General features: G+C 57.9%; 24 protein-coding genes. 5 read left to right on the forward strand and 19 right to left on the reverse strand.

What is annotated here, in order from left to right; translation table 11 throughout:
- Window positions 1–413: 413 nt before the first annotated feature.
- The 15 genes from EJL02_RS09270 to rplS form a co-directional block, all read right to left on the reverse strand.
- A complete protein-coding gene (locus tag EJL02_RS09270) occupies window positions 414–734 on the reverse strand; it encodes an SCP2 sterol-binding domain-containing protein (protein ID WP_125116138.1) in 321 nt (106 codons plus the stop codon).
- Window positions 735–840: 106 nt separating this feature from the next.
- A complete protein-coding gene (locus EJL02_RS09275) occupies window positions 841–1,233 on the reverse strand; it encodes a hypothetical protein (RefSeq protein ID WP_125116139.1) in 393 nt (130 codons plus the stop codon).
- On the reverse strand, window positions 1,233–1,853 hold the full coding sequence (gene yihA / locus EJL02_RS09280) for a ribosome biogenesis GTP-binding protein YihA/YsxC (RefSeq protein WP_243114444.1): 621 nt from the start codon (window positions 1,851–1,853) through the stop codon (window positions 1,233–1,235). The genes EJL02_RS09275 and yihA overlap by 1 nt, the downstream gene beginning before the upstream one ends.
- On the reverse strand, window positions 1,850–4,267 hold the full coding sequence (lon, locus tag EJL02_RS09285) for an endopeptidase La (RefSeq protein WP_243114445.1): 2,418 nt from the start codon (window positions 4,265–4,267) through the stop codon (window positions 1,850–1,852). Before lon ends, yihA begins: the two co-directional genes overlap by 4 nt.
- 138 nt (window positions 4,268–4,405) lie before the next feature.
- Window positions 4,406–5,722: an ATP-dependent Clp protease ATP-binding subunit ClpX gene (clpX, locus tag EJL02_RS09290; RefSeq protein WP_125116140.1), complete on the reverse strand. Its 1,317-nt coding sequence runs from the start codon at window positions 5,720–5,722 to the stop codon at window positions 4,406–4,408.
- Window positions 5,723–5,746: 24 nt separating this feature from the next.
- Entirely contained in the window at window positions 5,747–6,328 is a 582-nt protein-coding gene (gene clpP, locus EJL02_RS09295; protein WP_125116141.1) for an ATP-dependent Clp endopeptidase proteolytic subunit ClpP, read from the reverse strand.
- Between the two features lie 212 nt (window positions 6,329–6,540).
- Complete coding sequence (gene tig / locus EJL02_RS09300; RefSeq protein WP_125116142.1) at window positions 6,541–7,872, reverse strand: trigger factor; 1,332 nt, start codon at window positions 7,870–7,872, stop codon at window positions 6,541–6,543.
- Between the two features lie 81 nt (window positions 7,873–7,953).
- Window positions 7,954–8,655 (reverse strand): metallophosphoesterase, encoded by a 702-nt coding sequence (locus EJL02_RS09305; RefSeq protein ID WP_125116143.1) that lies wholly within the window; start codon window positions 8,653–8,655, stop codon window positions 7,954–7,956.
- Window positions 8,656–8,657: 2 nt separating this feature from the next.
- Window positions 8,658–10,151 carry a threonine synthase gene (thrC, locus tag EJL02_RS09310; RefSeq protein ID WP_125116144.1) on the reverse strand — a complete coding sequence of 498 codons (1,494 nt, stop codon included), beginning with the start codon at window positions 10,149–10,151 and terminating at the stop codon, window positions 8,658–8,660.
- A gap of 30 nt (window positions 10,152–10,181) precedes the next feature.
- On the reverse strand, window positions 10,182–11,150 hold the full coding sequence (locus tag EJL02_RS09315; protein WP_125116145.1) for a dipeptidase: 969 nt from the start codon (window positions 11,148–11,150) through the stop codon (window positions 10,182–10,184).
- Window positions 11,151–11,152: 2 nt separating this feature from the next.
- Complete coding sequence (locus EJL02_RS09320; protein WP_125116146.1) at window positions 11,153–11,503, reverse strand: YraN family protein; 351 nt, start codon at window positions 11,501–11,503, stop codon at window positions 11,153–11,155.
- Window positions 11,500–12,117: a ribonuclease HII gene (locus tag EJL02_RS09325; RefSeq protein ID WP_125116147.1), complete on the reverse strand. Its 618-nt coding sequence runs from the start codon at window positions 12,115–12,117 to the stop codon at window positions 11,500–11,502. The genes EJL02_RS09320 and EJL02_RS09325 overlap by 4 nt, the downstream gene beginning before the upstream one ends.
- Window positions 12,114–12,980 carry a ribosome biogenesis GTPase YlqF gene (ylqF, locus tag EJL02_RS09330; protein WP_125116148.1) on the reverse strand — a complete coding sequence of 289 codons (867 nt, stop codon included), beginning with the start codon at window positions 12,978–12,980 and terminating at the stop codon, window positions 12,114–12,116. The genes EJL02_RS09325 and ylqF overlap by 4 nt, the downstream gene beginning before the upstream one ends.
- 4 nt (window positions 12,981–12,984) lie before the next feature.
- Window positions 12,985–13,560 (reverse strand): signal peptidase I, encoded by a 576-nt coding sequence (gene lepB, locus EJL02_RS09335; protein WP_125116149.1) that lies wholly within the window; start codon window positions 13,558–13,560, stop codon window positions 12,985–12,987.
- A 133-nt stretch (window positions 13,561–13,693) separates the two neighbouring features.
- Entirely contained in the window at window positions 13,694–14,035 is a 342-nt protein-coding gene (gene rplS / locus EJL02_RS09340; protein WP_125116150.1) for a 50S ribosomal protein L19, read from the reverse strand.
- Between the two features lie 211 nt (window positions 14,036–14,246).
- Between rplS and EJL02_RS09345 the strand changes: the two genes are divergently transcribed.
- Window positions 14,247–15,557, forward strand: a complete 1,311-nt coding sequence (locus tag EJL02_RS09345) for an alpha-amylase family glycosyl hydrolase (protein ID WP_125116151.1) — start codon at window positions 14,247–14,249, stop codon at window positions 15,555–15,557.
- Between the two features lie 55 nt (window positions 15,558–15,612).
- On the opposite strand, the gene EJL02_RS09350 is transcribed toward EJL02_RS09345, so the two are convergent.
- Together EJL02_RS09350 and EJL02_RS09355 are read right to left on the reverse strand one after the other, a co-directional pair.
- Window positions 15,613–17,697 carry an S-layer homology domain-containing protein gene (locus EJL02_RS09350; protein WP_164510365.1) on the reverse strand — a complete coding sequence of 695 codons (2,085 nt, stop codon included), beginning with the start codon at window positions 17,695–17,697 and terminating at the stop codon, window positions 15,613–15,615.
- Window positions 17,698–17,769: 72 nt separating this feature from the next.
- Entirely contained in the window at window positions 17,770–18,567 is a 798-nt protein-coding gene (locus tag EJL02_RS09355; RefSeq protein ID WP_125116153.1) for a YlmH family RNA-binding protein, read from the reverse strand.
- A 101-nt stretch (window positions 18,568–18,668) separates the two neighbouring features.
- Between EJL02_RS09355 and EJL02_RS09360 the strand changes: the two genes are divergently transcribed.
- Together EJL02_RS09360 and EJL02_RS09365 are read left to right on the forward strand one after the other, a co-directional pair.
- Window positions 18,669–19,643, forward strand: coding sequence for a biotin--[acetyl-CoA-carboxylase] ligase (locus tag EJL02_RS09360; RefSeq protein ID WP_125116154.1), 975 nt, complete (start codon window positions 18,669–18,671; stop codon window positions 19,641–19,643).
- 42 nt (window positions 19,644–19,685) lie between these two features.
- Complete coding sequence (locus EJL02_RS09365) at window positions 19,686–20,222, forward strand: hypothetical protein (RefSeq protein WP_125116155.1); 537 nt, start codon at window positions 19,686–19,688, stop codon at window positions 20,220–20,222.
- Between the two features lie 27 nt (window positions 20,223–20,249).
- On the opposite strand, the gene EJL02_RS09370 is transcribed toward EJL02_RS09365, so the two are convergent.
- Window positions 20,250–21,071, reverse strand: a complete 822-nt coding sequence (locus EJL02_RS09370) for an EFR1 family ferrodoxin (protein WP_125116156.1) — start codon at window positions 21,069–21,071, stop codon at window positions 20,250–20,252.
- Window positions 21,072–21,188: 117 nt separating this feature from the next.
- Window positions 21,189–22,847 carry a ribonuclease J gene (locus EJL02_RS09375; protein WP_125116157.1) on the reverse strand — a complete coding sequence of 553 codons (1,659 nt, stop codon included), beginning with the start codon at window positions 22,845–22,847 and terminating at the stop codon, window positions 21,189–21,191.
- 664 nt (window positions 22,848–23,511) lie between these two features.
- Between EJL02_RS09375 and EJL02_RS14590 the strand changes: the two genes are divergently transcribed.
- Both EJL02_RS14590 and EJL02_RS09385 read left to right on the forward strand, forming a co-directional pair.
- Window positions 23,512–24,168, forward strand: coding sequence for a 3D domain-containing protein (locus tag EJL02_RS14590; protein WP_125116158.1), 657 nt, complete (start codon window positions 23,512–23,514; stop codon window positions 24,166–24,168).
- A gap of 80 nt (window positions 24,169–24,248) precedes the next feature.
- Window positions 24,249–24,776, forward strand: a complete 528-nt coding sequence (locus EJL02_RS09385; protein ID WP_125116159.1) for a transcription repressor NadR — start codon at window positions 24,249–24,251, stop codon at window positions 24,774–24,776.
- The last annotated feature ends 7 nt before the right edge of the window (window positions 24,777–24,783 follow it).

Consider the following 24,783-nt stretch of genomic DNA (forward strand, 5'->3'; position numbering starts at 1 on the left):
TTTTTACTGGAGTTCCGACTTCCAGCGATTTACCAAGAGTAAAAAACTCTTAGAATTTCAGGTTCGCACTACACTTGATATAAAACCAAGTTAAGCTTTCTCGTTGTTTAATTTACAAGGTACAATCTGCTGAAACAGAGAATTTTCAGAACTTTTCGAAGCTCTTAACCGTTCTCGGTGACAGCTTATTTAGTATATCAGATTCGAAGCAGTTTGTCAAGAAGTTTTTTCTTTTCTTTCCAAACTTTTTTCGATCGCGCCACCCCTCTCGGAAGCAGCTTAATTAGTATACTACCCCCACCGCCCTTTGTCAACATATTTTTACAAAAAAGTTTGATCTTTTTGTGAGAGAAAAAGCCGCCTGCTTTTGCAAGCAGACGGCTTCTATTATCTTATGTCGATTCCACTGACACTTACTTCATCAGTTCCGCCAGTACCATAACCTTATCTACGTTTCCTTCTACTTTGATCTTGCCCTCAGCCATTGCAACCTGCGGAATCAGCTTACCATTGAGGATCTTCTCCAGATTCGTAAGCGTACCGGAAACACAGGCATCACGGTCAATATACTCATAAGGCATAACGGACAGCACACCGTTCAGGATCTCGATGTAGAACACACCCGTAACCTTGCCGGTCAGATTGAACTGAACCGCTACCTTACCCTGCGTTCCAGCAATATCCGCTTTGCTAAGCTTGTTGTAAATTTTACCAATCAACTGATCCACGGTCATTGGAATCGCCCCCTGCTCGTATTTGTAATTCTATTATACTTTTTTTTGAAAAAAAGCAAGTATCTTCTAATACTTTATCATGCAAAATATATGAAATTCCTCTACTTCAGCTTTTGCGGATAAACTGATGATGACAATGCGGGCAGGTGATATTGATTTTCCCGCGGCCGCGCGGCACGCGCAGACGCTGTTTACATTGCGGGCACTTGTAGTACCGATGGGTTTTTCGATCCTGAAAACGCAGCTTCATATTGTGCAGACGGACGGAAATCGGCCCCCATTTGCGCAGGAACCACTGGTTTTCCGCATAGCGCGCCTGAATATTGCGGGAAAACATGCGGAAATAGCACAGAATAAGCAGTGCGAGAATAAATACCCCCATCCACTGCCATCTGGTGATCCACTCAACCACAATCAAAATAATGCCAAGCAGCAACAGCGCTTTGTTCAGCTGATCGCTGCCATATCGGCCGGCCATAAAACGGCGCAAAAAGTCCATTACTCGATGTCTTCCTTTCCAACATGCGCGAACATCAGCGCAAGCATTTCGTCCCGTCCGTTGCCTTTTTCCGCGGAAAACGGGATCACCGGCACTTCTTCCGGCAGCAGCAGTGTCTGACGGATTTCCGCCAGGTTTGCTTCCAGCTGACTTTTCTTGATCTTATCGAGTTTGTTCGCAATCACGACCCACGGCTTTCCGGAAGCCCGGAACCAATCCGCCATAGTTACATCGTCCCGCGTCGGCTTGTGACGAATGTCCACGATCTGCACGCCCATCGTCAGGAGATCCATGGCAAAATAGCTCTCCATCAGCGCACCCCACCGCTGCTGTTCGGCTTTGGAGACGCGTGCATAACCATACCCCGGCAGATCGACCAGATACATTTTCCGGTCGATCAGGAAGTAGTTGATGTGGATGGTCTTGCCCGGCTGCGCACTCACGCGCGCAAAGTTTTTCCGGCCCAGCAGCTTGTTGATCACCGAGCTTTTGCCGACATTGGACTTGCCCGCAAACACGATTTGCGGCAGTGCATCCCGCGGAAAATCGCTTTCCTTAACCGCCGAGCGCAAAAACTCCACGTTGTGCAGGTTGAGCACCGGTTTCTGTTTTTCCATCATTGCATCACCGCCGTTGCCGCTGTATCTGTCTGATGCGCAACCGAACCCCGCGACGACTTTTTGCGCTTACGGGGCCGGCGCGTGAAATCAATCGCGGTTTCCATCACGGTATCCATGTGCGACGCCGTGACAAACTGCAATTTCTCGCGCACCACCGGCTCGATATCCTGCAAATCCGCCTCGTTGTCCTTCGGGATCACCACCGTGCGGATGCCCGCGCGGTACGCCGCCATGGTCTTTTCGCGCAGGCCGCCGATCGGCAGCACGCGCCCGCGCAGTGTCACCTCGCCCGTCATCGCCACATCATGGCGCACCGGCGCTTCGGTCAGCGCGGAAACCAGTGCCGTCGTGATGGTAACGCCCGCCGACGGGCCATCCTTGGGCACCGCGGCTTCCGGGAAATGGATATGCAGGTCGTTGTCCTTGTAGAACATCGGGTCGATCGACAGCTCGCTTGCGCGCGAACGCACAAATGTCACCGCCGCCTTGGCGCTTTCCTGCATGACCGTGCCCAGATTGCCGGTCACCTCGATCTTGCCCGTGCCGGGCACGACCGCAACCTCTACCTCGAGCATTTCGCCGCCGACGCTCGTCCACGCAAGGCCGTTGACAATGCCGACCTCGTCCTTTTTCGTGACCACGTCGTCCTTGTACGGCGCAACGCCCAGCAATTCTTCCAAATTCTTTTCCGACACCGTCATCCGGCGTCCGCCGTCCGCGATGTGCTTGGCCGCCTTGCGGCAGATCTTGGCCAGCAGCTGTTCCAGACGGCGCACACCCGCTTCCCGCGTATACCGCGAGATCACCAGGCCAAGTGTCTTTTCGGAAATGACAAGCTGTCCCTTTTGCAGTCCGTGCTTGGCCATCTGCTTGGGCAGCAGATGATGCAGCGCGATCTGCCGCTTTTCCTCCTCGGTATAGGAGGACAGCTCAATGACCTCCATACGGTCGAGCAGCGGACGCGGCACGGTGGACAGGTCGTTCGCCGTGGTCAAAAACAGCACATCCGACAGGTCAAACGGCAGTTCGATATAGTGATCGCGGAATGCAACGTTCTGCTCGGTGTCCAGCACTTCCAGCATCGCCGAAGCCGGGTCGCCGCGGAAGTCGTTGCCCATCTTGTCGATCTCATCGAGCAGGATCAGCGGATTGGACGTGCCCGCGCGGCGCAGCGCATCGATGATGCGGCCGGGCATCGCGCCGATATAGGTCTTGCGGTGGCCGCGGATATCCGCTTCATCCCGCACGCCGCCCAGGCTCATGCGCGCGTAATTGCGCCCCATCGCCTCGGCAATCGACTTGGCGATCGAAGTCTTGCCCACGCCCGGCGGGCCGACCAGACAGAGCACCTGACCGCGCAGGTCGGGCGCCAATGTCTTGACCGCCAGAAATTCCATAATGCGCTCCTTGACCTTTTTCAGGCCGTAGTGATCGCGGTCGAGAATGGCCTGCGCTTCGGCCAGATCCAGCCGCTCTTCGCTCTTCTTGTTCCACGGCAAGTCCAACACCGTGTCCAAATAGGTGCGCACCACGCCCTGCTCCGCGGTCGAGCCGCCCAGCTTGGCAAAGCGGTCCACCTCACGGATAAGCTTGTCCTCGCACTCCTGCGGCAGGTGCATGTCCAGCACGCGCTTGCGGTAGCTTTCCGCCTCGGCGGCAGCATCCTGCTCGCCCAGCTCGGTCTGAATCACCTTGATCTGCTCGCGCAGATAGTATTCCCGCTGGTTTTTGTCGATCTGAGTTTTCAGTTCATCCTGAATTTCGTTTTCGATCTTGAGGATTTCGGTCTCCTCGCCCAGCAGGCGAATGACCATCGCCAGCCGGCGCGTGACGTTGAGTTCCTCGAGAATCTCCTGCTTGGCTTCCACCTCGACCGGCAGGTTCTGCGCGATATAGTCCGCCAGCCAGCCCGGCTCGCCGCCCTCAGCGACCGTCAGCTCCACGTCCTGCGAAATGCGGCTGGCGTTCTGCGCATATTCCGCAAAGCGCTCCTGCGCCGTGCGGACAAGCGCCTGCGCGCGCCGTTCGGTCACGCCGATGACATAGTCGCTCAGCTCTTCCACCTCGGCATAGATGCAGTCGTCGTCCTTTTCCGGCGCCGTAAACTGATGCGCCAGCGCACGGCTGCGGCCTTCCACGAGCACGCGGATATTATCGCCCGGCAGGCGAAGAATCTGCCGCACCATGCAAACCGTACCCATCTGATACAGATCGCCCGGCGAAGGCGCGTCCGTTTTCAGCTCGCGCTGCGCCGTCAAAAAGATCATCTGGCCGTTCTTCATCGACGCTTCGAGCGCACGAATCGACATCATACGCCCCACATCAAAATGAATAATCATATGGGGGAAAGCGGTCAAGCCGCGCAGCGGCAGCACCGGCAGGCGCTTCAGCTCCGCCCCAGTTGTTTCCATCATACATTCTCTCCTAACACGCGGAAAAATTTTAGATAGAGTCAGTATAGTATATTTTTTATCTTTTGTAAAGCGCCGGCATGCGCCAAACGACAAAAAACGCGGGTGAAACCAACGGTTCCCCCACGTTTTTGTCATAACTTATGCGCTTTTTGTCGGTTTTGACCGGTTTTCGCTCTTTTTGGAAGGCGCAGCCCCCGCCGGGAGCGCAGCGCGCCCGCCGTGCTCGATCAGCGGCTCCCCTTCCCCTGTCACCGTATCCCGGGTGATGACCACACGGCTGACCGTCTGATCGGACGGGATGCGGAACATGATATCGGTCATCACGCTTTCCAGCACGCCGCGCAGACCTCGCGCGCCCGTCTTTCGGGCCAGCGCGGTCTTGGCGACCTCTTCCAGCGCGTCCGGCGCAAATTCCAGCTGCACACCGTCCATGGCAAGCAGCGTCTGATACTGCTTGACAAGCGCGTTCTTGGGCTCCTGCAAAATGCGCACGAGCGCCTGCTCATCCAGCGTATCCAGCGAAACCACCGCCGGCAGACGGCCGATCAGTTCCGGAATCAAGCCGTATTTCATTAAGTCGTGCGGCTCGATCTGCGCCAGCAGCTGGTCGGTCTGATCCTCCTGCTGGCTCTTGACCTCCGAACCGAAGCCCATGCCGCGCTTACCGATGCGCTTCTGGATAATACCCTCGATCCCGTCAAATGCGCCGCCGCAAATGAACAGAATGTTGGTCGTATCGATCTGGATAAACTCCTGATGCGGGTGCTTGCGGCCGCCCTGCGGCGGCACGTTGGCCGTCGTGCCCTCAAGCATCTTGAGCAGTGCCTGCTGCACGCCCTCGCCCGATACGTCGCGTGTGATCGAGGGGTTTTCGCTCTTGCGGGCGATCTTGTCGATCTCATCGACATAGATAATGCCGTGTTCCGCCAGCTCCACATCAAAATCCGCCGCCTGAATCAGGCGTAGCAGGATATTTTCCACGTCCTCGCCCACATAACCGGCTTCGGTCAGGGTGGTGGCGTCCGCAATTGCAAACGGCACCTGCAAGGTCTTGGCAAGCGTCTGCGCAAGCAGCGTCTTGCCCGAACCGGACGGGCCAAGCATCAGGATGTTGGACTTTTGCAGTTCCACTTCGGTATCCGGATGATAAATGCGCTTATAGTGGTTATACACCGCGACGCTCAGCGCGACTTTCGCGCGCTCCTGCCCGATGACATACTCATCCAAAACCGCCTTGAGTTCCTGCGGCGTGGGCAGGTTATCCGGCTCGATGACCGCCTGCTCCGACCGATCCTCCGGCGCAAAATCCAGTTCGTCCTCCAGAATGCTGGTGCATACGCCGATGCACTCATCGCAGATATACACGCCGGGGCCCGCAATCAGCTTGCGGACACGTCCCTGCGGTTTTCCGCAAAACGAACATTTCAGCGTCTTATCATCATCAAAATTCGGCATTTCGCACCTCTACCCTACAAATCTTCAATGCTTATCGAATACCTTGTCGATCAGGCCGTACTCGGCTGCTTCCTGCGCGGTCATAAAGTTATCGCGCTCGCAATCGGCGGTGACCACTTCGACCGGTTTGCCGGTATTTTCCGACAGGATCTTATTCATGCGCTTCTTGATGGTCTCGAGGCGCTTGAGATGGATGGCCATATCGGTGATCTGGCCCTGCGTGCCGGCGGACGGCTGATGGATCATGATCTCAGCATTGGGCAGCGCAAAGCGCTTGCCCTTCGCGCCGGAGGACAGCAGGAACGCGCCCATGGAGGCCGCCATACCGATGCAGATGGTCGATACATCGCACTTGATATAGTTCATCGTGTCGTAAATCGCCATGCCTGCCGTGACCGAACCGCCGGGGCTGTTGATATACAGCGAAATGTCCTTATCCGGGTCCTGCGCTTCCAGATAGAGCAGCTGGGCCACAACCAGCGACGCGGTCGTATCATTGACCTCTTCGCACAGCATCACGATGCGGTCGTTGAGCAAACGGGAATAGATATCGAACGAACGCTCACCACGGCCGGTCTGTTCGATGACCATTGGGACTAAACTCACTTGGGAAAACTCCTTTCAAAAAAGCTCGATGGAAGCATATCGCTTCCATCGAGCAGCATATGCCGGCGCCTTACGCCGGACACATGCCCATCGCAGGAAGGCCCCGTCCTTGTCCGGGACCTTCCCTTGCTCTCAGGGTATCAACGTCATACACCGGTCGCGGCTCTGTCACATCGCGGTCATGGACACGATGGTTTTGCTTCACGCCGGAATTATTCTGCGGTCTCCTCTGCAGCTTCCTCGTCCGCCTTCTTCTTGGTTGCCTTCTTGGCCTTGGCATTCTTCTTGAGGAACTCGAGCGCGTTGGAGATCTTCAGATCGTCGCGCAGGGCGTCAGCCGCAACGATGGACTTGACCTTCTCGACGTCCATGTTGTACTGCTCCGCCATCTTAGCATATTCCTCTTCCATTTCCTTGTCGGAAACTGCGATATTCTCCAGTTCCGCAACCTTCTCGAGTACCAGACGGGACTTGACCTGACGCTCCGCCTGATCCTTGAACATTGCGCGGAACGCGCCCAGCTCGGTGCCGGTCATCTGCAGGTACTGCTCAAAGGTCATGCCCTGCATCTGTACGCGGTAACGGAAGTCCTGTACGATGGAGTCGATCTGGCTCTCGATCATGGCCTGCGGGATGTCCGCCTTCATGTTCGCGATCACAGCGTCCAGCACCTTCTCTTCAAAGGCATGGTCAGCCGCTTCCTGACGCTCCTTCTTCAGGCGATCGGAGATCTCCTTCTTCAGGTCGTCGAGGGTTTCGCAGGTCTCGGAAACGTCCTTTGCGAACTCATCGTCCATCTCAGGCAGGATGGTCTCTTCCACCTTGTGTACCTTGCACTTGAACACGGCTTCCTTGCCGGCCAGCTCCTTGGCATGGTAATCCTCCGGGAAGGTTACGACAACGTCCTTCTCGTCGCCCGCCTTGCAGCCGATCAGCTGATCCTCAAAGCCCGGGATGAACGAGCCAGAGCCCAGCGTCAGCGAATAGTTCTCCGCCTTGCCGCCTTCAAACGCTACGCCGTCCACAAAGCCCTCAAAGTCGATGTCTACGGTGTCGTTCTTCTTGGCCTTGCGGTCCACGGTCTCGGTGCGCGCGTTGCGCTGCGCCAGACGGTTGAGCTCTGCCTTGACATCCGCCGCGAGAACCTTTACGGTCTCCTTCTCGACCTCGATGCCCTTGTACTCGCCCAGTTCAACTTCCGGCTCTACCGGAACCTTGGCGATGATGGTCAGGCCGCCCTCTTCCGCCGGATCGCCCAGATCGACGTCCGCACGGCCGACCGGCTTGATGCCGGACTTCTCAACGGCCATTTCCATAGCCTCAGGATATATGATATTGAAAGCCTCTTCAAAGAACACGCCTTCGCCGTACAACTTCTCAATCATCTTGCGGGGTGCATGGCCCTTGCGGAAGCCCGGAACCGTGATGTTCTTGCCGGTCTTCTTGAACGCCTTGTCCTTGGCAGCCTCAAACTCCGCCTTGGTGATCTCGATGGTCAGAGCAATGACGCTGTGCTCCTGCTTTTCCGTGTTTTTCAGTTCCATGTTGCCAAACTCCTTACTTCAATACTTCTATTGTATCTAAAATATTCTACCAGATAATTTTACAGATTTCCATAGTTTTTTCTACTTTTTCAAAAAAACCGGGGTAAAATCCACATGATCGCCCGAAACCAGCCGCCACTCGATCCCGTCGCGCACCCCTTCGACCGCCCAGCGCAGGCTTTCCGAGTGCAGATGGCCGTAAATACAGCGCGAAACGCCGTATTTTTGCATCAGTTCGATCATCGGACCGCACCGGAAATTTGCGTAAAGCGGCGGATAATGCAGAAAACAGATGATTTCCTCGGGTTGCTGCGCCGCGCCCAGCTTTAAGGACGCTTCCAGCCGCAGCAGCTCGCGCCGGAAGATCTTTTCGTTGTGCGGGTCGGAAAAATCCTCTTCAAATGGCCAGCCGCGCGTGCCGCACAAGGCGGTGTTCCCATAGAAAAAGCAGTTATTGTGCAGGAAATCGACCGAGGCAAAGCCGTTCTCATCCAGAAAACGGTGCATTTTCGCCGCCGTTTCCCACCACAGGTCGTGGTTGCCCTTGAGGATGAGCTTGCGGCCCGGCAGCGACTCGATCAGGGCGAAATCGCCCTTGGCCTCTTCGAGGCTGATGCCCCACGAAATATCGCCGCCCAAGACAACCGTGTCCTCCGGCCCGATGAGTGCCCGCCAGTTTTTGATGATCTTTTCCGTGTAGCCCTGCCATCGTCCGCCGAAAATATCCATCGGCTTTTGCACGCCCGTCGCCAGGTGCAGGTCGGCCAGCGTATACAGTGCCATGCTTACAGATCCTTCAGCAGCTCAACGGTTTGCAGGATCTCGGACTTGTCCACCACGCGGTCAAAGCGCGGCTGCTTGCCCGCAAGTGCCGCCAGCGGCGCGGGCGCCGGCACACCGGTCAGCTTCGTCAGCACGTCCAGCTGGGTCACGTCGTCCTTTTCGAGCGTGCCGCCGAGCGCTTCGATGACCGAGCGGCAGAACTTGAACGGCGACGCCGTGGACGCGATCACGGTCGGCGTCTGGTCGCCCGTGCGTGCGCGGTAATCCTCATACACGCGCACCGCAACCGCCGTGTGCGTATCGCACAGGTAGTGCTCGTTCTCCCACAGCGCGCGGATGGTCTGCGCGGCCTGCTCGTCGTCGCAGCAGCCCGCATCAAAATCCGCCGCGATCGTTTCAAATACCGACGCCGGCGCCTGATACTTGCCGTCCTTGGTCAGGCGCTGCATCAGGTCGCCCACGAGTTTGTCGTCAAAGTCCGAGGCGAAAAACAGCAGGCGCTCCAGGTTGGACGAGATCAGGATATCCATCGAGGGCGAAGTGGTGGTGTAGAACGCGCGGTTTTTATCGTAAACGCCGTCCTTCTTGAAAAAGTCGGTCAGCACGTTGTTGCGGTTGGACGCACAGATGAACTTGTTCACCGGCAGGCCCATGCGGCCCGCAATGTAAGCCGCGAGGATGTTGCCGAAATTGCCGGTCGGCACGCAGATGTTGATTTTTTCGCCCATCTTGACCGCGCCGGACTTGACCATATCGCAGTAAGCCGAAACGTAATAGGCGATCTGCGGCGCGAGGCGGCCCCAGTTGATCGAGTTGGCCGAGGACAGCATCATGCCGTCACGGTCGAGCTTTGCGCGGGTCTCCTCATCGGTGAAAATGCGCTTGACCGCGCTCTGCGCGTCGTCAAAGTTGCCGTGAATGGCAACGACTTCAACATTTGCGCCTTCCTGCGTGACCATTTGCAGCTTCTGCATGGGCGATACGCCGTCCACCGGGTAATACACCATGATCTTGGTGCCTTCCACGTCGTGGAAGCCGTCGAGCGCCGCCTTGCCGGTGTCGCCCGAGGTCGCGACCAGGATGCAGGCCGTGCGCGTCTCGCCGGTCTTGCGCAGCGAAGCGGTCAGCAGGTGCGGCAGCATCTGCAGCGCCATGTCCTTGAACGCACAGGTCGGGCCGTGCCACAGCTCGAGCATATGCTTACCCTCGCCGAGCGAAACAACCGGCGCCGTGTCCTTGCCGCCGAACTTTTCGTCCGCATACGCCTTTGCCGCATACTGCGCCAGCTCCTCGCCCGAAAAATCGGTCAGGAACTTGCCGAGGATGCGCGCCGAGCGGCCCTTGTAGTCCAGATTCGCCAGCGCGTGCCAGTCCTCCGCCGTCAGCGTGGGGAATTCCGTCGGGCAATACAGGCCGCCGTCCGGCGCGATGCCGTTTGCGATCGCATAGGCCGCCGAAACCTTGCGGGACTTATCCCTTGTGCTTACATACTCCATTGATTTAACCTCCGCCGTATTTGATGGTATTTACAGCATTTTTTGTAAAAACGCATAGGCATTTTGATAAAACAGTCCATCGACCACGTCCTGCCGGTATCCCAGCGCCAGCATGCGGTTGGCGAGCTTATCCATATCGCCCAGACCGTCAATGCCCACGGGCAGCTGGTCGCAGCCGTCGAAATCGCAGCCGAGCGCCACGGCTTTTTCGCCGTACATGCCGAGGAAGCGCTCGATGTGGTCGATCGCGTCGTCGAGCACCGAGTCGCTCTGCCGCACCAGAAACGGGGTATACAGATTGACGCCGACCAGCCCGCCCCGCCGCACGATCTCGGCAAACTGCGGATCGGTCAGGTTGCGCGAATTGCGGCAAAGCGCACGGCTGTCGCTGTGCGAGGCGACAAACGGGCCGTCCATCGTCTCGCATACGTCCCAGAACCCACGGTCGGACAAGTGGGACACGTCTACGATGATTCCCCGATCGGCGCAGTCGCGCACCAGCTGTTTGCCCGCCTCGGTCAAGCCCTCGTCCTGATCGATCGCGGAAGAGCAGCCGAAGCGGCTGCGGTAATTCCAAGTGAGCGTAATCAGCCGCACGCCTGCATCATAAGCGACATCCAGCGCGTCCGGCCGGTCGGGCAGCAGCTCCGCCCCTTCGATCGACAGGAAGGCCGCCGCCTTGCCCGCATCCGCTGCCGCTTGCAGGTCCGCGGCCGAGCGGCAGAACATCAGCCAGTCGGCATTGGCTTCAAACTCGCGGAACGCGGTTTGCAGCATACGATCGAGCCGTTTGTCCGCCGGCGTGTCCAGCAGACAGTCCCGCCCGCGCGCCTGCGCCTGACTCGGTGCGCGCGCCCCGCAAAACAGGGCAAAAAACTGCGCGTAGTGTTGGTATTGCTGCGCCGCGGCGTAATTGACATGCAGGTCGTTCTCCCGCAGAAGCTTGCCGGTTTCACAGCATTCATACAGGGTGTCGCAGTGCAAATCAAACAGCTTCATTCTCACCCTCCAAACGCGTTTTCCAGATGGCAAATGCGCGGCGCTTGTGCCGCGCCCTGTTCGCCGTAGACCTCGACCACGTCAAAGCGCGGCTGCTTGCCGGTTGGATGCTGCCGCAGCCAGAGCGCGGCTGTCGCCGTGATGCGCTGCTGCTTTGCCGGCGTGACAAACGCGCGCGCCGGTGCAAAACGGTCGTTTTTGCGCGTCTTGACCTCGACGAAAACAATATATTCCCCGTGTTCGGCGATGATGTCGATCTCCCCGAACCGGGTGCGAAAATTGGTTTCCCGCGTGCGGTATCCCTTGCGCTCCAAGTAGATCCGCGCCGCGTTCTCCCCCCACGCGCCGTTCATCGCGGCGCCTCAGGATGTTTTTGGTAAAATTTCTTGAGAAACGTGCGCCGGTGGATCGGACACGGTCCATGCGCGAGCAGCGCCTCGTCATGGGCGCGCGTCTCGTAGCCCTTATGCTTTTCAAACCCGTAAACCGGATAGCGCTCGGCAAAACGGCGCATCAGCCGGTCACGCGTCACCTTGGCCACAATGGACGCCGCCGCAACGCTCGGGATGCGCGCATCGCCCGACACCACACATTCATACGGCAGATGCAGCCCTTCCGACCGGTTGCCGTCCACATAGACGAAATCCGCCGGGTGCGGCAGTCCCTCAACCGCCTGCTGCATGGCGCGGTAGGTCGCCTGCAAAATGTTGATCTCGTCGATCACCTTTTCGTCCACCAGCGACACCGACCACGCAATCGCGTTCTCGGTGATCTCGTCAAATAGCGCTTCGCGCTTTTTTTCCGAAAGCTTTTTGGAATCGTTCAGGCCCTCGATCACAATGCCGGCCGGCAGGATGACCGCTGCCGCGCACACCGGCCCCGCAATTGGACCGCGCCCGGCTTCATCCACACCGCACACGGCAGAATAGCCCTGCGCCCACGCTTTCTCTTCAAATTCCCATGTCATTGCGGATACTCCTCCGGCGTCTCCAGCGTGATGCGCCCCAACACACCGCCGCGGAACTCGTCGAGCAGGATGCGCGCCATGCGCTCGGTGTCGATCTCGCCGCCGCGCAGCAGGAAACCGCGCCGCCGTCCGGCCTGCATCAGCATATCATAGCCCGGGAAATCGCTTTGCTCCGGTACCGTCACGCCATACCGCTCGCGGATGGTCTGCGGCGCCTGCACGGCCAGCAGCTCCATCAGCTTGCAGCCCAGCGTTTCCACATCCAGAATATCATCGCGGATCGCACCCGTGCAGGCCAGCAGGATGCCCACGCGCTCATCGTCAAACTTGGGCCACAGAATGCCCGGCGTGTCCAGCAGGTCGATGCCACCTTCCACGCGGAACCACTGGCTGCCGCGCGTCACGCCCGGTTTGTCCGCCGCCTTGGCGGATTTGCGGCCGAGAATGCGGTTGATAAAGGTCGATTTGCCGACATTGGGAATGCCCACGACCATCACGCGCACCGCCTTGCCGACCAGGCCCTTTTCGTTCCACTGTGCAATCTTATCCGCCAGCAGCGAGCGCACCGCGTTTGCAAACGCCTGTGTGCCCTGCCCCTTGCGGCTGTCGGTCTCGATGACCGCCATCCCCTGCGCACGGAAGTGTTTGACCCACGCCGCAGTCTTTTCCGGGTCAGCCAGATCGATCCGGTTGAGGATCATCAGACGCGGTTTACCCGCGGCGATGTCGTCCATATCCGGATTGCGCGACACCTGCGGGATGCGCGCGTCCACGACCTCGCACACCGCGTCCACCTGTTTGATATATTCCGCCATCTGCCGGCGGGTTTTTGTCATATGGCCGGGATACCATTGAATATTCATCTTATCACGCTACCGATCCAAACTCACTAAACGGGAAAACCACGCTGAGCACATGTCCCAGGACATAACGCTCATCCACCATGCCGAGGCTGGACCACCGGCTATCGGTCGAGCCGTTGCGGTTGTCGCCCAGCACATAAATGCAGCCTTCCGGCACGGTCTGCGGATAACTCAGATCGCCCATGCGCTCAAGCGTGTTGATCTTCTCCAAAATATACGGCTCATCGAGCACCTCGCCGTTGACGATCACGTCGCCCGTCACCGGGTCGATATCCACCGTGTCGCCGCCGGTCGCGATCACGCGCTTAACGATCGGCTGGTCGCTGTAAAAGCCTTCCTTGCGCACAATAACAATATCGCCCTTTTCCGGCGTGTAGCCCAGATTGCTGACCAGCATGATGCTGTGATCCTGCAAGGTCGGATACATGGACGTGCCGTCCACCCCGATCAGGCGCACGAAAAAGGTGAATACCACAACAAAAAATATCAGCACAGCCATCAGGGATTCGCCCCAGCTGAACAGCTCGCTGGAAAAACGCCCCTCAGCTCTCTTTTTCTCCTCGGTCTGTACCTGCTGCATGATGATTCCTCCAAAAAGATAAACATACGGTTTTATTATAGCGGCATATTCCCCTCCGCGCAAGACCAAAAACGTACAGATGCAAAAACGGGGAGCTGACGCTCCCCGTTTTTGTTGTTCGGTTGTAAAAAGATCAAACCTTCTCGGCAACCTTGGCAGCCTTGCCTACGCGGCCGCGCAGGTAGTACAGCTTGGCGCGGCGAACCTTACCGCTGCGCACAACCTCGAACTTTGCTACGTTCGGGGAGTGTACCGGGAACGTCTTCTCAACGCCTACGCCGTAAGAAATACGGCGAACGGTAACCGTCTGGTTAACGCCGGCGTGCTTCTTGGCAATGATAATGCCCTCGAAAATCTGAATACGCTCGCGGTTGCCTTCCTTGATCTTCGCGTGTACCTTTACGGTATCACCGATCTTGAGCTCCGGCAGGTCGCTCTTGAGCTGCTGCTCGGACAGTACTTTGACCAGATCCATCTTTCTGTCATCCTTTCGTCTTAGACATTCTTGCCCTATTTTCCCTACAAATAAGCAGAGGAATGCCCGTGTTACCGAAATATAATACCACAATCCCTTGCGCTTTGCAAGTGTTTTTTCCGGATAAAAACCAATATTTTCACATGTGCTTGTATTTTCCTCAAATCATAGTATACTGGTAGTGGACTCTAATTGTAAAGGGGCAATTACCATGTGGGCTTATGAAAGTGTATTTTACCAAATTTACCCGATCGGGTTCTGCGGTGCGCCGCGTGTCAACGACGGCATCACCGTCCCGCGCATCCGCAAGGTAGCGGACTGGGCCGAGCATATTGCAAAACTCGGCTGCAACGCGGTCTATTTCTCCCCGATCTTTGAATCCGACAGCCACGGCTACGACACGCGTGACTTCCGCAAGATCGACTGCCGTCTGGGCACCAACAAGGATTTCGCTGCTGTCTGCCAGACCCTGCATGAAAACGGCATCAAGGTCGTGCTCGACGGTGTGTTCAACCACGTCGGCCGCGGCTTCTGGGCATTCCGCGATGTGCAGGAAAAGAAATGGGATTCCCCCTACAAGGACTGGTTCCACATCTCCTTCGAGGGCAACTCCAACTATAACGACGGCTTCTGGTACGAAGGCTGGGAAGGCCATTACGAGCTGGTCAAGCTCAACCTGAAAAACCCCGCGGTTGTGCAGCACATTTTCGACTGCATCCGCCTGTGGGTCGAGGAGTTTGACATCGACGGCCTGCGTCTGGACGTAGCCTACTGTCTGGACAAGGACTTCATCCGCCAGCTGCGAGCCTTCTGCGACAGCTTCGGCCGCGACTTCTTCCTCGTCGGCGAGCTGCTGCACGGCGATTACAACCAGTTCGTCGGCGACCAGATGCTGCATTCCTGCACCAACTATGAGTGCTATAAAGGCCTGTATTCCTCGATGAACAGCCTGAACCTGTTCGAGATCACGCATTCGCTGCTGCGTCAGTTCGGCCCGGAAAACTGGACGCTGTACCGCGGCAAGCATCTGCTGGACTTTGTGGACAACCATGACGTCACCCGCATCGCGTCCATTTTGCAGAACCCCAAGCACCTGCCACTGGTTTATGCGCTGCAATTCGGCATGCCGGGCATCCCCTGCGTCTATTACGGCAGCGAATGGGGCGCCAAGGGCGAAAAGCATCAGGGCGACGACGCGCTGCGTCCCTCGTTCGACCAGCCCGAGTGGAACGATCTGACCGACTGGATCGCGGCGCTGGCCAAGGCGCACCGCGAGAGCAAGGCGCTGTGCTACGGCGACTTCAAGCAGGTCGTGCTGACCAATAAGCAGTGCATCTGGGAGCGCATTGCCGAGGGCGAGCGCGTGCTGATCGCGGTCAACATCGACGACCAGCCCTATGTGGCACATTTTGACGCCAAATGCGGGCAGGCCGTTGACCTCATTACCGGCAAGCTGCACGACTTCGGCGGCGGCAGCGAGCTGCCCCCCTATTCGGCTTTCTTCTGGAAGTGCGAACGATAATCACACAAATCAAAAAGGCGGCGCCCGCAGGCGCCGCCTTTTTTCTATTGCCTCATTAAATATAGTCCACCACAAGGATGAAAACCTGCCCATCGCTCATCGTGATGGTAAACTCAACCAAGCCGCCCGTCTGACGGAACTTCTCAAGCGCCGTCTTGGTCAGGGTCAGCGTGTGGGTCGCGGTGGTGTAATCCTCTCCCGCCTGCAATGCCGTCGTCTCACCGCCCCTGGAAGCGATTACACTTTGAATCGTCAGGCTGGTCAGCGGCAGCGAAATGCTCGCCTCCACCGGCGCGAAAGTATTATACTCGGCCACCTCGGTCTGCACGCCGGACGGTGTGGAATCCGTCACGGTCAGGTTAAAGGTGCTGACCTTGCCGTTTTTCAGATCCGCCGAGACCGTATAAGTGCCCGCGCGCAGCTGCGCCAGCACGCCGCGGCGCAACACCAGCGAGCGGTTGGCACTGTCGAACGAAAAATCGACCTGCGAGAAGCCCAGCACCACGTTCAGGATATCGCTCTCCGCCGTGACGCCGTCCAGCTTGACGCGCACATCCGCAAAGCCCGCGGAACGGTAATACCGGTCAAACGAAACGGTCTGCACCTGCACATCCGATGCCGAATCGGTCACCGAAAGGGCAATGCTCTCCCGCTTGCCGTTGGACAGGGTCAGCGAAATCGTATAATTTCCTTTGGACAGCGAGGTCAGATAAGACGGCGAAAGGATGATGCCGGAGGCGGTCTTGGTGTACTCCGCAGAAGCGGAAAGCGTCTTGCCGCCGCAGGTGACGGACGAAACCGTCACGCCGGCCGGCACGCTGACCGTCACACCGGTTCCCAGCGCGGACGGATTGGCCAGATCCACCGAAATACTCTTGGGCACCACGCCGGCAGAATTGGAATCGGTCACCGTCTGTCCGCCGATGGTTGCCGACACACCGCTTGCCAGCGTATAACCGGACACGGTCACGCTGCTGGCAAAGCTGACGCCGTCCGTCTGGATATCCGCCTGATAGACCGAACCGTACCCCGTGACCGACGCCGCTTTCTGCACGGTCATATGATAGATCTGGGTGCCGGCCGTCGTGCTGACCGTGGACTCGCCGGCAAGCGTCAGCTCCTCCACATCCGCGTCCAGCGTCAGCGAAACGCGCTCGCTGCCGTTGACGACCACATTGGCAAACCCGTCATCCTCCGCGGAGGTCAGCGCTTTTTCATATAACGTCGCCGCGGACTGCACTTCGGTCTGCCCGATGCGAGCAGCGCCCGTTGCAGTGACCTGCAGCAGGCGCCCCATGGGTGACGACACGATCATGTGATCGCTCGACGTATTCATCATTGTCACCGTACCGCCGGACACGATGATAGAACCCTTGACCGTGACATTGGTCAGAGTCACCGCGTCCGATCCCAGACCTTCCGTGATGTACAGATCGCCCTCGACCGTCGCGTCGGACAGCGTGCAGCTTTCCGAAATCGTCACGTTGGTGGTATCGGTTTTGAGATCCGCGCCCGTATATGCCTTACCGGACACAGACAGGGATGTACCCATATAATAGTACAGGATTTTCGCTACTTCGCCGCGCGTTACCACGCGGTCCGGCTGGAACGAACCGTCCGTATAGCCTGCCAGGAAGCCCTTGTCCGCAGCAGCCTTGATGTAGCCTGCGCTCCATCCGGACACCTCGTTGCGGTCGGTAAACGGCAGGTCGGAGGGCGAAATGTTGCCGGGGTCCGCCTTGAATAGACGGCCGATGATGACCGCGGCCTGTTCGCGCGTCACTTTGCCTTCCGGGTCCATCTTGTTGTTTCCCACACCGTTGATGTAACCGTACTTGGCTGCAATCTGAATGGTTTCATAATACCATGCGTTAGACTTGACGTCGCTGTAAGAGATCGTCGCCTTTTCGGTAAAATGGAACGCACGGTTGATGTATCGCATGAATTCCGCCCGCGTCATATCGCGGTCCGGCTCATATTTTCCGGTTGTCGCGCTGGGATTGATCACGCCCTCCTGATCGAGGTACTCGATGTACTTTTTCGCCCAATGCCCGTCCAGATCAGACGCGGCCGAGGCGAACGGAAGCATCGTCATCAGCATGACCATGCACAGCAAAGCGGATAACAGCCGTTTTTTCATATCCATACAACCCCTTATTGATGCTGTCAATAGTATACCATACACAATTCAAATTGACAACCACCATTCTTTTCATGCGTTTTTAACAAATTCCAGAAACAGCCGTCCTTTTTTGCTTGTTCCGCCGAACGCAGTGATCCGCGCGCGGCCCAAACCGCGCACCGTCAGCTTATCCCCCTCTTCGATCAGCCGTTCGGGCTTGAGGCAGGACGCCTGATTGACGAACACCAGCCCCTTTTCGATGCGCTCCTGCGCATGCTTGCGGGACAGGCCGAACACCAGCGCGATCACGCTGTCCAGCCGCGGCGAGGCCACCGAACCGCTCCCGGCCGTTTCCTTGGCCGGTGCGAAGCGCAGCGCCTCGAGCGGCTCCCGCGTCAGCGACAGCTGCTTGCGTCCCGCTTTGGCAAAATGCAGCAGGATAAACTCCGCCATGTCCTCGAGCACCAGAATATCCGCGCCCTCGTCGTGCACCAGAATATCGCCCACGACCGACCGGTCGATCTGCAGCCCCATCAGCGCGCCCAGATAGTCCCGGTGAGTCAGCGTATCCTCCTTGCTCTTGTGCGCGCGCAGCAGCGCCAGCGGCGCCGCCTGCTTGGCGCTTTCCGCATCCAGATAGTCCGGGTAAAACAGATAGATGCCCCGCTCGGCATCTTCATACCCGCCCCAGAACAGCGCATGCCCGGTCGCGCCGCACAGCCGCACCGCGTCCGCACACAGCGCACGCTCCCCCATGCTCAGAAACTTGGTATGCGTCAAATAGCCACGCGTCATGCAGGTCTGCTCCTTGTCCAGCAGCCCAGCCAGCAGCAAACGTTCCTCGCCGGTCTTGCCCAGCGCTTTTACGATTTCACTCTTGCTTTTCAAGCCGTTTTATCCTCTCATGCCCTAAGATTTTTCCGAAACTATTGTACTATTTCCCGCTTTCGTTTACAATAGTATTATTGTTCTTCAAGGAGGCAGGTACGATGGCGGTCAAGGACGCGGTATTACAGGCACTCGAGCAGGCGCGCGGCAAGCGGCTGTCCGGCGGACAGCTGGCACAGCAGCTGGGCGTATCGCGCGCCGCGGTGCACAAAGCCATCGGCGCGCTGCGCGCAAGCGGCATGGCGATCGACGGCGTGCCCGGCGAAGGATACCGGCTCGCGCCCGAGGACGACAGCCTGACGGCTGCCGGTGTACAGGCGCTGCTGGATACGCGGTTTGTCGGCCGCGACATGGTCGTCCTGCCCAGCCTGAGTTCGACCAACACAGTCATCAAGGAACGCTATCTCGATCGGCCGCACGGCTTTGTCCTGCTGGCCGAAGAGCAGACCGGCGGGCGCGGCCGTCTGGGCCGCACCTTTGTCTCGCCCGCCGACACCGGCGTCTACGAGACCATCCTGCTGCATCCCAGCCTGCCCATCGGCCATATTCAGCTGGCAACCATCGCGGCAGCGGTCGCTGTGGCCCAAGCGGTCACGCAGACCGCAGGCTTCTCCCCGGAAATCAAATGGGTCAACGATGTGCTGCACGAGGGACGCAAGCTCAGCGGCATCCTGACCGAAGCGACCATCGAAGGCGAAAGCGGCACGGTCAGCTCGCTGCTGGTCGGCATTGGCGTCAATTTGCGGCCCAATCCCGCGTGGCCCGAGGACGTCCGCGCGATTGCCGGTGCGCTCAGTGAGTTCGGCCGCACCCCGCGCCGCGCCGAGATCGCCGCCGCCGTGCTGAGCCAGTTCGAACGCGCCTACTCCCTGCTCGAGCAGGACCGCGCGGACGAATTACTAAGCCAATACCGCAGCCGTCTGTGCTGCCTTGGCAAGCCGGTCCGCGTGATCAGCCCCGCGGAAACCTATTCGGCCGACTGCGTCGGTTTGGACGGAAACGGCTTCCTGCTCGTGCGCGACGCGGCCGGACAGATCCGCACGCTGTCGAGCGGCGAGATCAGCATTCGATTCTGATATCATTCGACACTATATTATATAATGTAAGGAGTATCCCCTATGTTTCAAACCGCCGCAGGCGTCACCGTCCCGTTTCCGGACCAGCTGCGCGAACAGTACCAGCTCGACGGCGACACCATCACCTGCAACCTGAGCTTTGAAAAGCTGTCCGACTTCATCCACGCCTTTTACGCGTCGCTGACCGAACCGCTGTTCCTCGCGATCCATCCGGACGCGGAGCAAGACGAGGTCTGGTATCTGGACAACATGACCAAAAAGCAGCTGACCATGATTCTGGACGGCTACGGCGAGCTGCTGCTGCAGGACGGCCTGTCCGCCTTTGCCATCGGCTCGCTCGCCACCGAGGAAGAGCTGTTTGTGCAGAAGTATAAGGTGCTGTCCATTTACAGCCCGGACATCCGCCGTGTGGAAAAGCTGCTGGCCCGCTTTGAAGTGCCGCGCACGGACGAAATCGTCACCGCGTGGGACACCTTTTCCGAAAAGCACCCCGGCGAAGCCCAGCGGCTGGAGATCGCAGGCATGACCGTGCCGGACGTGATCGCCGACCTGCAAAAAATCGGCATGTATAAAGGCTGACGCGACTGCGTCAGCCTTTTTCTCGGCTCACAGGAACAGGCTGACCGCCGCGCGGCGGCGGTACCCTTCCTCGAGTTCGGATTTATGATATAAGTAGCCGGGGTCATCGTAGTATTTCGCGCCCTTGGGACACTTTTTGACGCATGCCCCGCATTTGATGCAGATGCCGGTAAACTCCCGCACGTTTTCCGGATTGATTGAGCCCATCGGGCAGAGTTTTGCACACAGGCCGCAATCGTCGCACGCCTCACTCGTCTTGGGCTTGACCTTGCGGATGTCGATGGAGTTGCCCGCGCGGTCGCGCGGCTGATAGTACGTCCGCTCGTCACGCCCGCGGCCGGGAACGGTAATCGGCTGCGTATCCGCAGTAATCTCTGCGGCGCGCGCGGCAATCTCGCGCCCGAACTGTGCCGCCTTGTCCAGATCGTCCGCATCCGGCCGCCCGGCGGCAAGCGTCGTGGAAAACGAGTGCTCGCCGACAAAGGCCGCCGCGGCAAACGGCACAAAGCCGTTGTCCGACAAGATATCGCGCAGCTCGATGAGCGAATCGTCAAACGCGCGGTTGCCGAACGTCACGACCGGCACGGCTGCCGCGCCGTGTCCCTCGACCGTCGCGAGGTATTTAAGCAGCACATTGGGCACGCGCCCCGCATAGGTCGGCGTGCCGAACACCACCAAATCATCTGCCGTGAAATCCGGCGCGCCCTGCCGCGCCTGCGGCAAGGTGAAATCATATTCCTTCAGCGGCACCGCCAGCGCCTGCGCCGCCTGCTGCGCAACCGCGGTCACCACCCGTTTGGTGGTATCCGTTGCGCTCCAATACATCGCCCATACCCGTTTTGCCTGCATGTACCGCGCCTCCCTTGTTCTGTATAAGGCCAGTATAGCAGATGCGCGCGCCGCCGTCAAAGCCGGGCTGGGCAGTGCATAAAAAAACAGCCGCTTTTGCGGCTGTTTTTTTGATCCTCAGATTTCCATGATGATCGGCAGCACCATCGGGCTGCGCTTGGTCTTTTTGAACAGATAATCGCTCACATCGCCCTTGATGGCAGACTTGAGGCTGTTCCAGTCGCGCAGGTTTTCCACTGCGCAGCGGTCGAGCGCCATCTGTGAAATATTGCGCAGCTCTTCCATGAGCGCTTCGGCTTCCTTGACATACACAAAGCCGCGAGAGACAATATCCGGACCGGCGATGACCACGCCCGTGGTCGCGTCCACCGTGACCACGATGACCAGCAGACCGTCCTCAGACAAATGCTTTCTATCACGCAGCACCGCGGTGCCGACGTCGCCGATGCCCAGGCCATCGACCAGCAGGCGGCCGGACGGCACCGGATTGCCCAGACGGGCGGAATTTTCGCTGATCTCGACCGGACGGCCGATTTCCGTAATCAGCACATTTTTCGGATTGACGCCCATTTCGCGCGCCAGACCCGCGTGCCGCATCAGCATACGGTATTCGCCGTGCACCGGAATGAAGTATTTCGGCTTGCACAGGCCCAGCATGAGCTTGAGGTCCTCCTGACAAGCATGGCCGGATACATGGATGGCAGCAGAGCGGTCGTAAATGACCTCCGCGCCCTGCTTATACAGCTCATTGACCATATTGTTGATCGACTTCTCGTTGCCGGGGATGGCAGAAGCGGCGATCAAGATGCGGTCACCCGCATTGACCTCGACCTGCTTGTGGCTGCCGTAGGCCATGCGGTACAGCGCGGACATGGTCTCGCCCTGCGAACCGGTGGATACAATGATCAGCTGGCTGCGCGCATAGCGCTTGATCTCGGAAATATCGATCATCACCTTGCCGGGATCTTTAAGATAGCCCAGTTCGCCCGCCACTTTGGAGATCTTCTCCATGCTGCGGCCGCAGACTGCGACCTTACGCCCTGCCTTGGCAGCGATATCCAGAATCTGCTGCAAACGCGACACGTTGGAGGCGAAGGTGGCGATGATGATGCGCTGGTCGCTTTCCATGATGAACTTCTCCAGCGATTTGCCGACGATCTTTTCGCTCGGCGTATAGCCCGGCCGCTCGACATTGGTCGAGTCGCTCATCAGCGCAAGGATTCCCTTCTTGCCCAGCTCACCGATGCGGACCAGATCGATCATTTCGCCCGAAACCGGCGTCAGGTCGATCTTGAAGTCGCCCGTGTGCAGGATCGTGCCAAGCGGTGTGGTGATGGCGATCGCCACCGAGTCCGCGATCGAGTGGTTGGTGTGGATAAACTCGATCTTGAGACCGCCCAGCTTGATCGTATCGCCCGCGCGTACACGGTTGAGCTTGACCTTGTGCGGCATTTTATGCTCGCTCAGCTTGGTTTCGATGATGCCGCACGTCAGCCGCGTGGCATAGATCGGCGCATTGCATTCGCGCAGCACATACGGAATCGCACCAATGTGGTCCTCATGGCCGTGCGTGATGACATAGCCGCGCAGTTTGTTGAGGTTGCGCTTGAGGTAGGTGGTATCCGGAATGACCAGATCCACGCCCAGCATGTCGTCGTCCGGGAACGCAACGCCGCAGTCGATCACAACAATATCGTTTCCGTACTCGATCACGGTCATGTTCTTGCCGATCTCGTTGAGACCACCGAGCGGTATAATCTTCAGTTTTTCTTTCATAATGGTTTTATCACTTTCCTTTATTCATCAGATTTGGTCCATGTAAACAATGACGCAGGATTCTCCCTGCATTTTTCCAAGACAGACCTGCCATCCCGTTCGTCCGTCTTTTTTCACAATTCTATCTCTGCGTTGCAGTCCGGTCTCACCGTCTCAGGCGGCGCATCCCCGCGCAGGCTGCAAACACTTAGATTAATGATACCATATTCCCCATGCGGTGTAAAGTTTTTTTGCAAGACAGCAAACAGTACCCACAGCACCACACCTATATAATATAGTATTCTCCCGCGGCCGTCCGCTTATACCGCATTGGGTTTGTCTTCCCCACCCACTGCTTTGGTTACACAAAACGCGTTTCGCCCTTCCCCACCCGACATCGAAAAATGTCATTTTGTAACCGTTCCTTGTGCACAAACGAGTTGCGAGGCGTAAAAATCGACCGTTTTTTTCATAGCTCTATACAGATATTCTACGGATAAGGAAAAACAATTATGCAGATTGAACAAAAATGCAAAAAAGCGTTTGACAAATCCACGAATGTAAAGTATCATAGGTTACAGATCGGAAACAGATCGACAACAAAACAGTAACAACCTGAAAACAAATCGGTAACAACCGATGCCGCGCATCCGCGGGTTTTCACGACGATTTAGGAGTGTAACACATGTTCTTTTCTATGCGCAAGCATGCATCCAAGCTGATTGCCGCAACGCTGGCCATCGGCACGCTGGCTTCGATCAGCGCCGCAGCGCTCGATCAGCCGGTTGCGATGCTCTCTTCCAACCTGAATGCATCGGTCGGTACGGTCCTGACCTCCGACGAAATCAGCACCGCTGAGCAGGCGCTGGCCAAGGCAAAGGCGGAGGCAGAAGCCAAAGCGAAGGCAGAAGCGGAAGCCAAGAAGGCTGAGGCTGAAAAGGCGGCGGCGCAGCAGTCCGCTTACAACGATTTGCTGACCGCTCCGGTATCCGCAAAAACGGTTGCCTATTCCTCCTCTCTCCTGGCAACCGATTCCATTAAGAGCAAGGCGACTTCCCTTGGCAACTACAAGCTGACGTTCTATTGCCCGTGTGCCACCTGCAACGGCGTTGCCGGTGCCAAGACCGCTTCCGGCACGACCCCGACCGAAGGCCGCACGATCGCAGTAGATTCCTCGATCATCCCGCTGGGCAGCCGCGTTTATATTGAAGGCTACGGCGTCTTCATTGCTGAGGACACCGGCGGCGCGATCAAGAACAACAAGATCGACGTTTTTGTTTCCTCGCACAGCCGTGCATACGAACTGGGCGTCCAGTACGCAAACGTTTACCTGCTGGGCTGATCCCAAACGGATTTCAAGGACTATGCTTGCATAGTCCTTTTTCTTTTGTTATGATAGGGGTACTAAGGAGTGACTGTACCATGAACGCTGCCGAACGGCGCATCAAAATCACCCATCTGCTCACGCAGGCAGAAGGACCGCTTTCCGCTACCGCACTGGCTGCCCAATGCGGCGTCAGCCGGCAAATCATCGTCGGCGATGTTGCACTGCTGCGCGCCGGCGGACTTTCCGTGCTGGCCACGCCGCGCGGTTACATTCTGGAAAATACCGCCTCCGCCCCGGTCCATGCCGAACGGCGTGTGGTTTGCAAGCACGGCGACGACCGCCTGCATGAGGAACTCTATACCGTGGTCGATCTGGGCGGCGCACTGATCGACGTCACGGTGGAACATTCGGTCTACGGGCAGATCTGCGCCCCGCTGCATATTTTCTCCCGCTATGACGCGGATATGTTCTGCAACAAGATCAAATCCCCCGCCGCACGCCCGTTGTGTGATCTGACCGGCGGCATCCATCTGCATACGCTGCGCGCACCGGACGAGGCCACGCTCGACCGGGTGGTGCAGGGACTGAAGGACAAGGGCTTCCTGCTCACGGATGAAAAATGAGCCGCGT

The sequence above is a fragment of the Agathobaculum sp. Marseille-P7918 genome (genome assembly GCF_900625105.1).
In the GTDB taxonomy this organism is placed as follows: domain Bacteria; phylum Bacillota; class Clostridia; order Oscillospirales; family Butyricicoccaceae; genus Agathobaculum.

Coding starts and splice junctions, on each gene's coding strand:
- tig (WP_125116142.1), bottom strand. CDS start 7,872: ATGGAACTGAAAAACACGGAAAAGCAGGAGCACAGCGTCATTGCTCTG.
- yihA (WP_243114444.1), bottom strand. CDS start 1,853: ATGATGGAAAAACAGAAACCGGTGCTCAACCTGCACAACGTGGAGTTT.
- clpX (WP_125116140.1), bottom strand. CDS start 5,722: ATGCCGAATTTTGATGATGATAAGACGCTGAAATGTTCGTTTTGCGGA.
- EJL02_RS09315 (WP_125116145.1), bottom strand. CDS start 11,150: ATGAAGCTGTTTGATTTGCACTGCGACACCCTGTATGAATGCTGTGAA.
- EJL02_RS09345 (WP_125116151.1), top strand. CDS start 14,247: ATGTGGGCTTATGAAAGTGTATTTTACCAAATTTACCCGATCGGGTTC.
- EJL02_RS09360 (WP_125116154.1), top strand. CDS start 18,669: ATGGCGGTCAAGGACGCGGTATTACAGGCACTCGAGCAGGCGCGCGGC.
- EJL02_RS09305 (WP_125116143.1), bottom strand. CDS start 8,655: ATGGCACTGTATACGCTGGCCGACCTGCACCTGGCGACGGGCGTGCAA.
- EJL02_RS09350 (WP_164510365.1), bottom strand. CDS start 17,697: ATGAAAAAACGGCTGTTATCCGCTTTGCTGTGCATGGTCATGCTGATG.
- EJL02_RS09365 (WP_125116155.1), top strand. CDS start 19,686: ATGTTTCAAACCGCCGCAGGCGTCACCGTCCCGTTTCCGGACCAGCTG.
- rplS (WP_125116150.1), bottom strand. CDS start 14,035: ATGGATCTGGTCAAAGTACTGTCCGAGCAGCAGCTCAAGAGCGACCTG.
- EJL02_RS14590 (WP_125116158.1), top strand. CDS start 23,512: ATGTTCTTTTCTATGCGCAAGCATGCATCCAAGCTGATTGCCGCAACG.
- EJL02_RS09375 (WP_125116157.1), bottom strand. CDS start 22,847: ATGAAAGAAAAACTGAAGATTATACCGCTCGGTGGTCTCAACGAGATC.
- EJL02_RS09385 (WP_125116159.1), top strand. CDS start 24,249: ATGAACGCTGCCGAACGGCGCATCAAAATCACCCATCTGCTCACGCAG.
- ylqF (WP_125116148.1), bottom strand. CDS start 12,980: ATGAATATTCAATGGTATCCCGGCCATATGACAAAAACCCGCCGGCAG.
- EJL02_RS09325 (WP_125116147.1), bottom strand. CDS start 12,117: ATGACATGGGAATTTGAAGAGAAAGCGTGGGCGCAGGGCTATTCTGCC.
- EJL02_RS09270 (WP_125116138.1), bottom strand. CDS start 734: ATGACCGTGGATCAGTTGATTGGTAAAATTTACAACAAGCTTAGCAAA.
- EJL02_RS09370 (WP_125116156.1), bottom strand. CDS start 21,071: ATGCAGGCAAAACGGGTATGGGCGATGTATTGGAGCGCAACGGATACC.
- EJL02_RS09275 (WP_125116139.1), bottom strand. CDS start 1,233: ATGGACTTTTTGCGCCGTTTTATGGCCGGCCGATATGGCAGCGATCAG.
- lepB (WP_125116149.1), bottom strand. CDS start 13,560: ATGCAGCAGGTACAGACCGAGGAGAAAAAGAGAGCTGAGGGGCGTTTT.
- thrC (WP_125116144.1), bottom strand. CDS start 10,151: ATGGAGTATGTAAGCACAAGGGATAAGTCCCGCAAGGTTTCGGCGGCC.
- EJL02_RS09320 (WP_125116146.1), bottom strand. CDS start 11,503: ATGAACGGCGCGTGGGGGGAGAACGCGGCGCGGATCTACTTGGAGCGC.
- lon (WP_243114445.1), bottom strand. CDS start 4,267: ATGATGGAAACAACTGGGGCGGAGCTGAAGCGCCTGCCGGTGCTGCCG.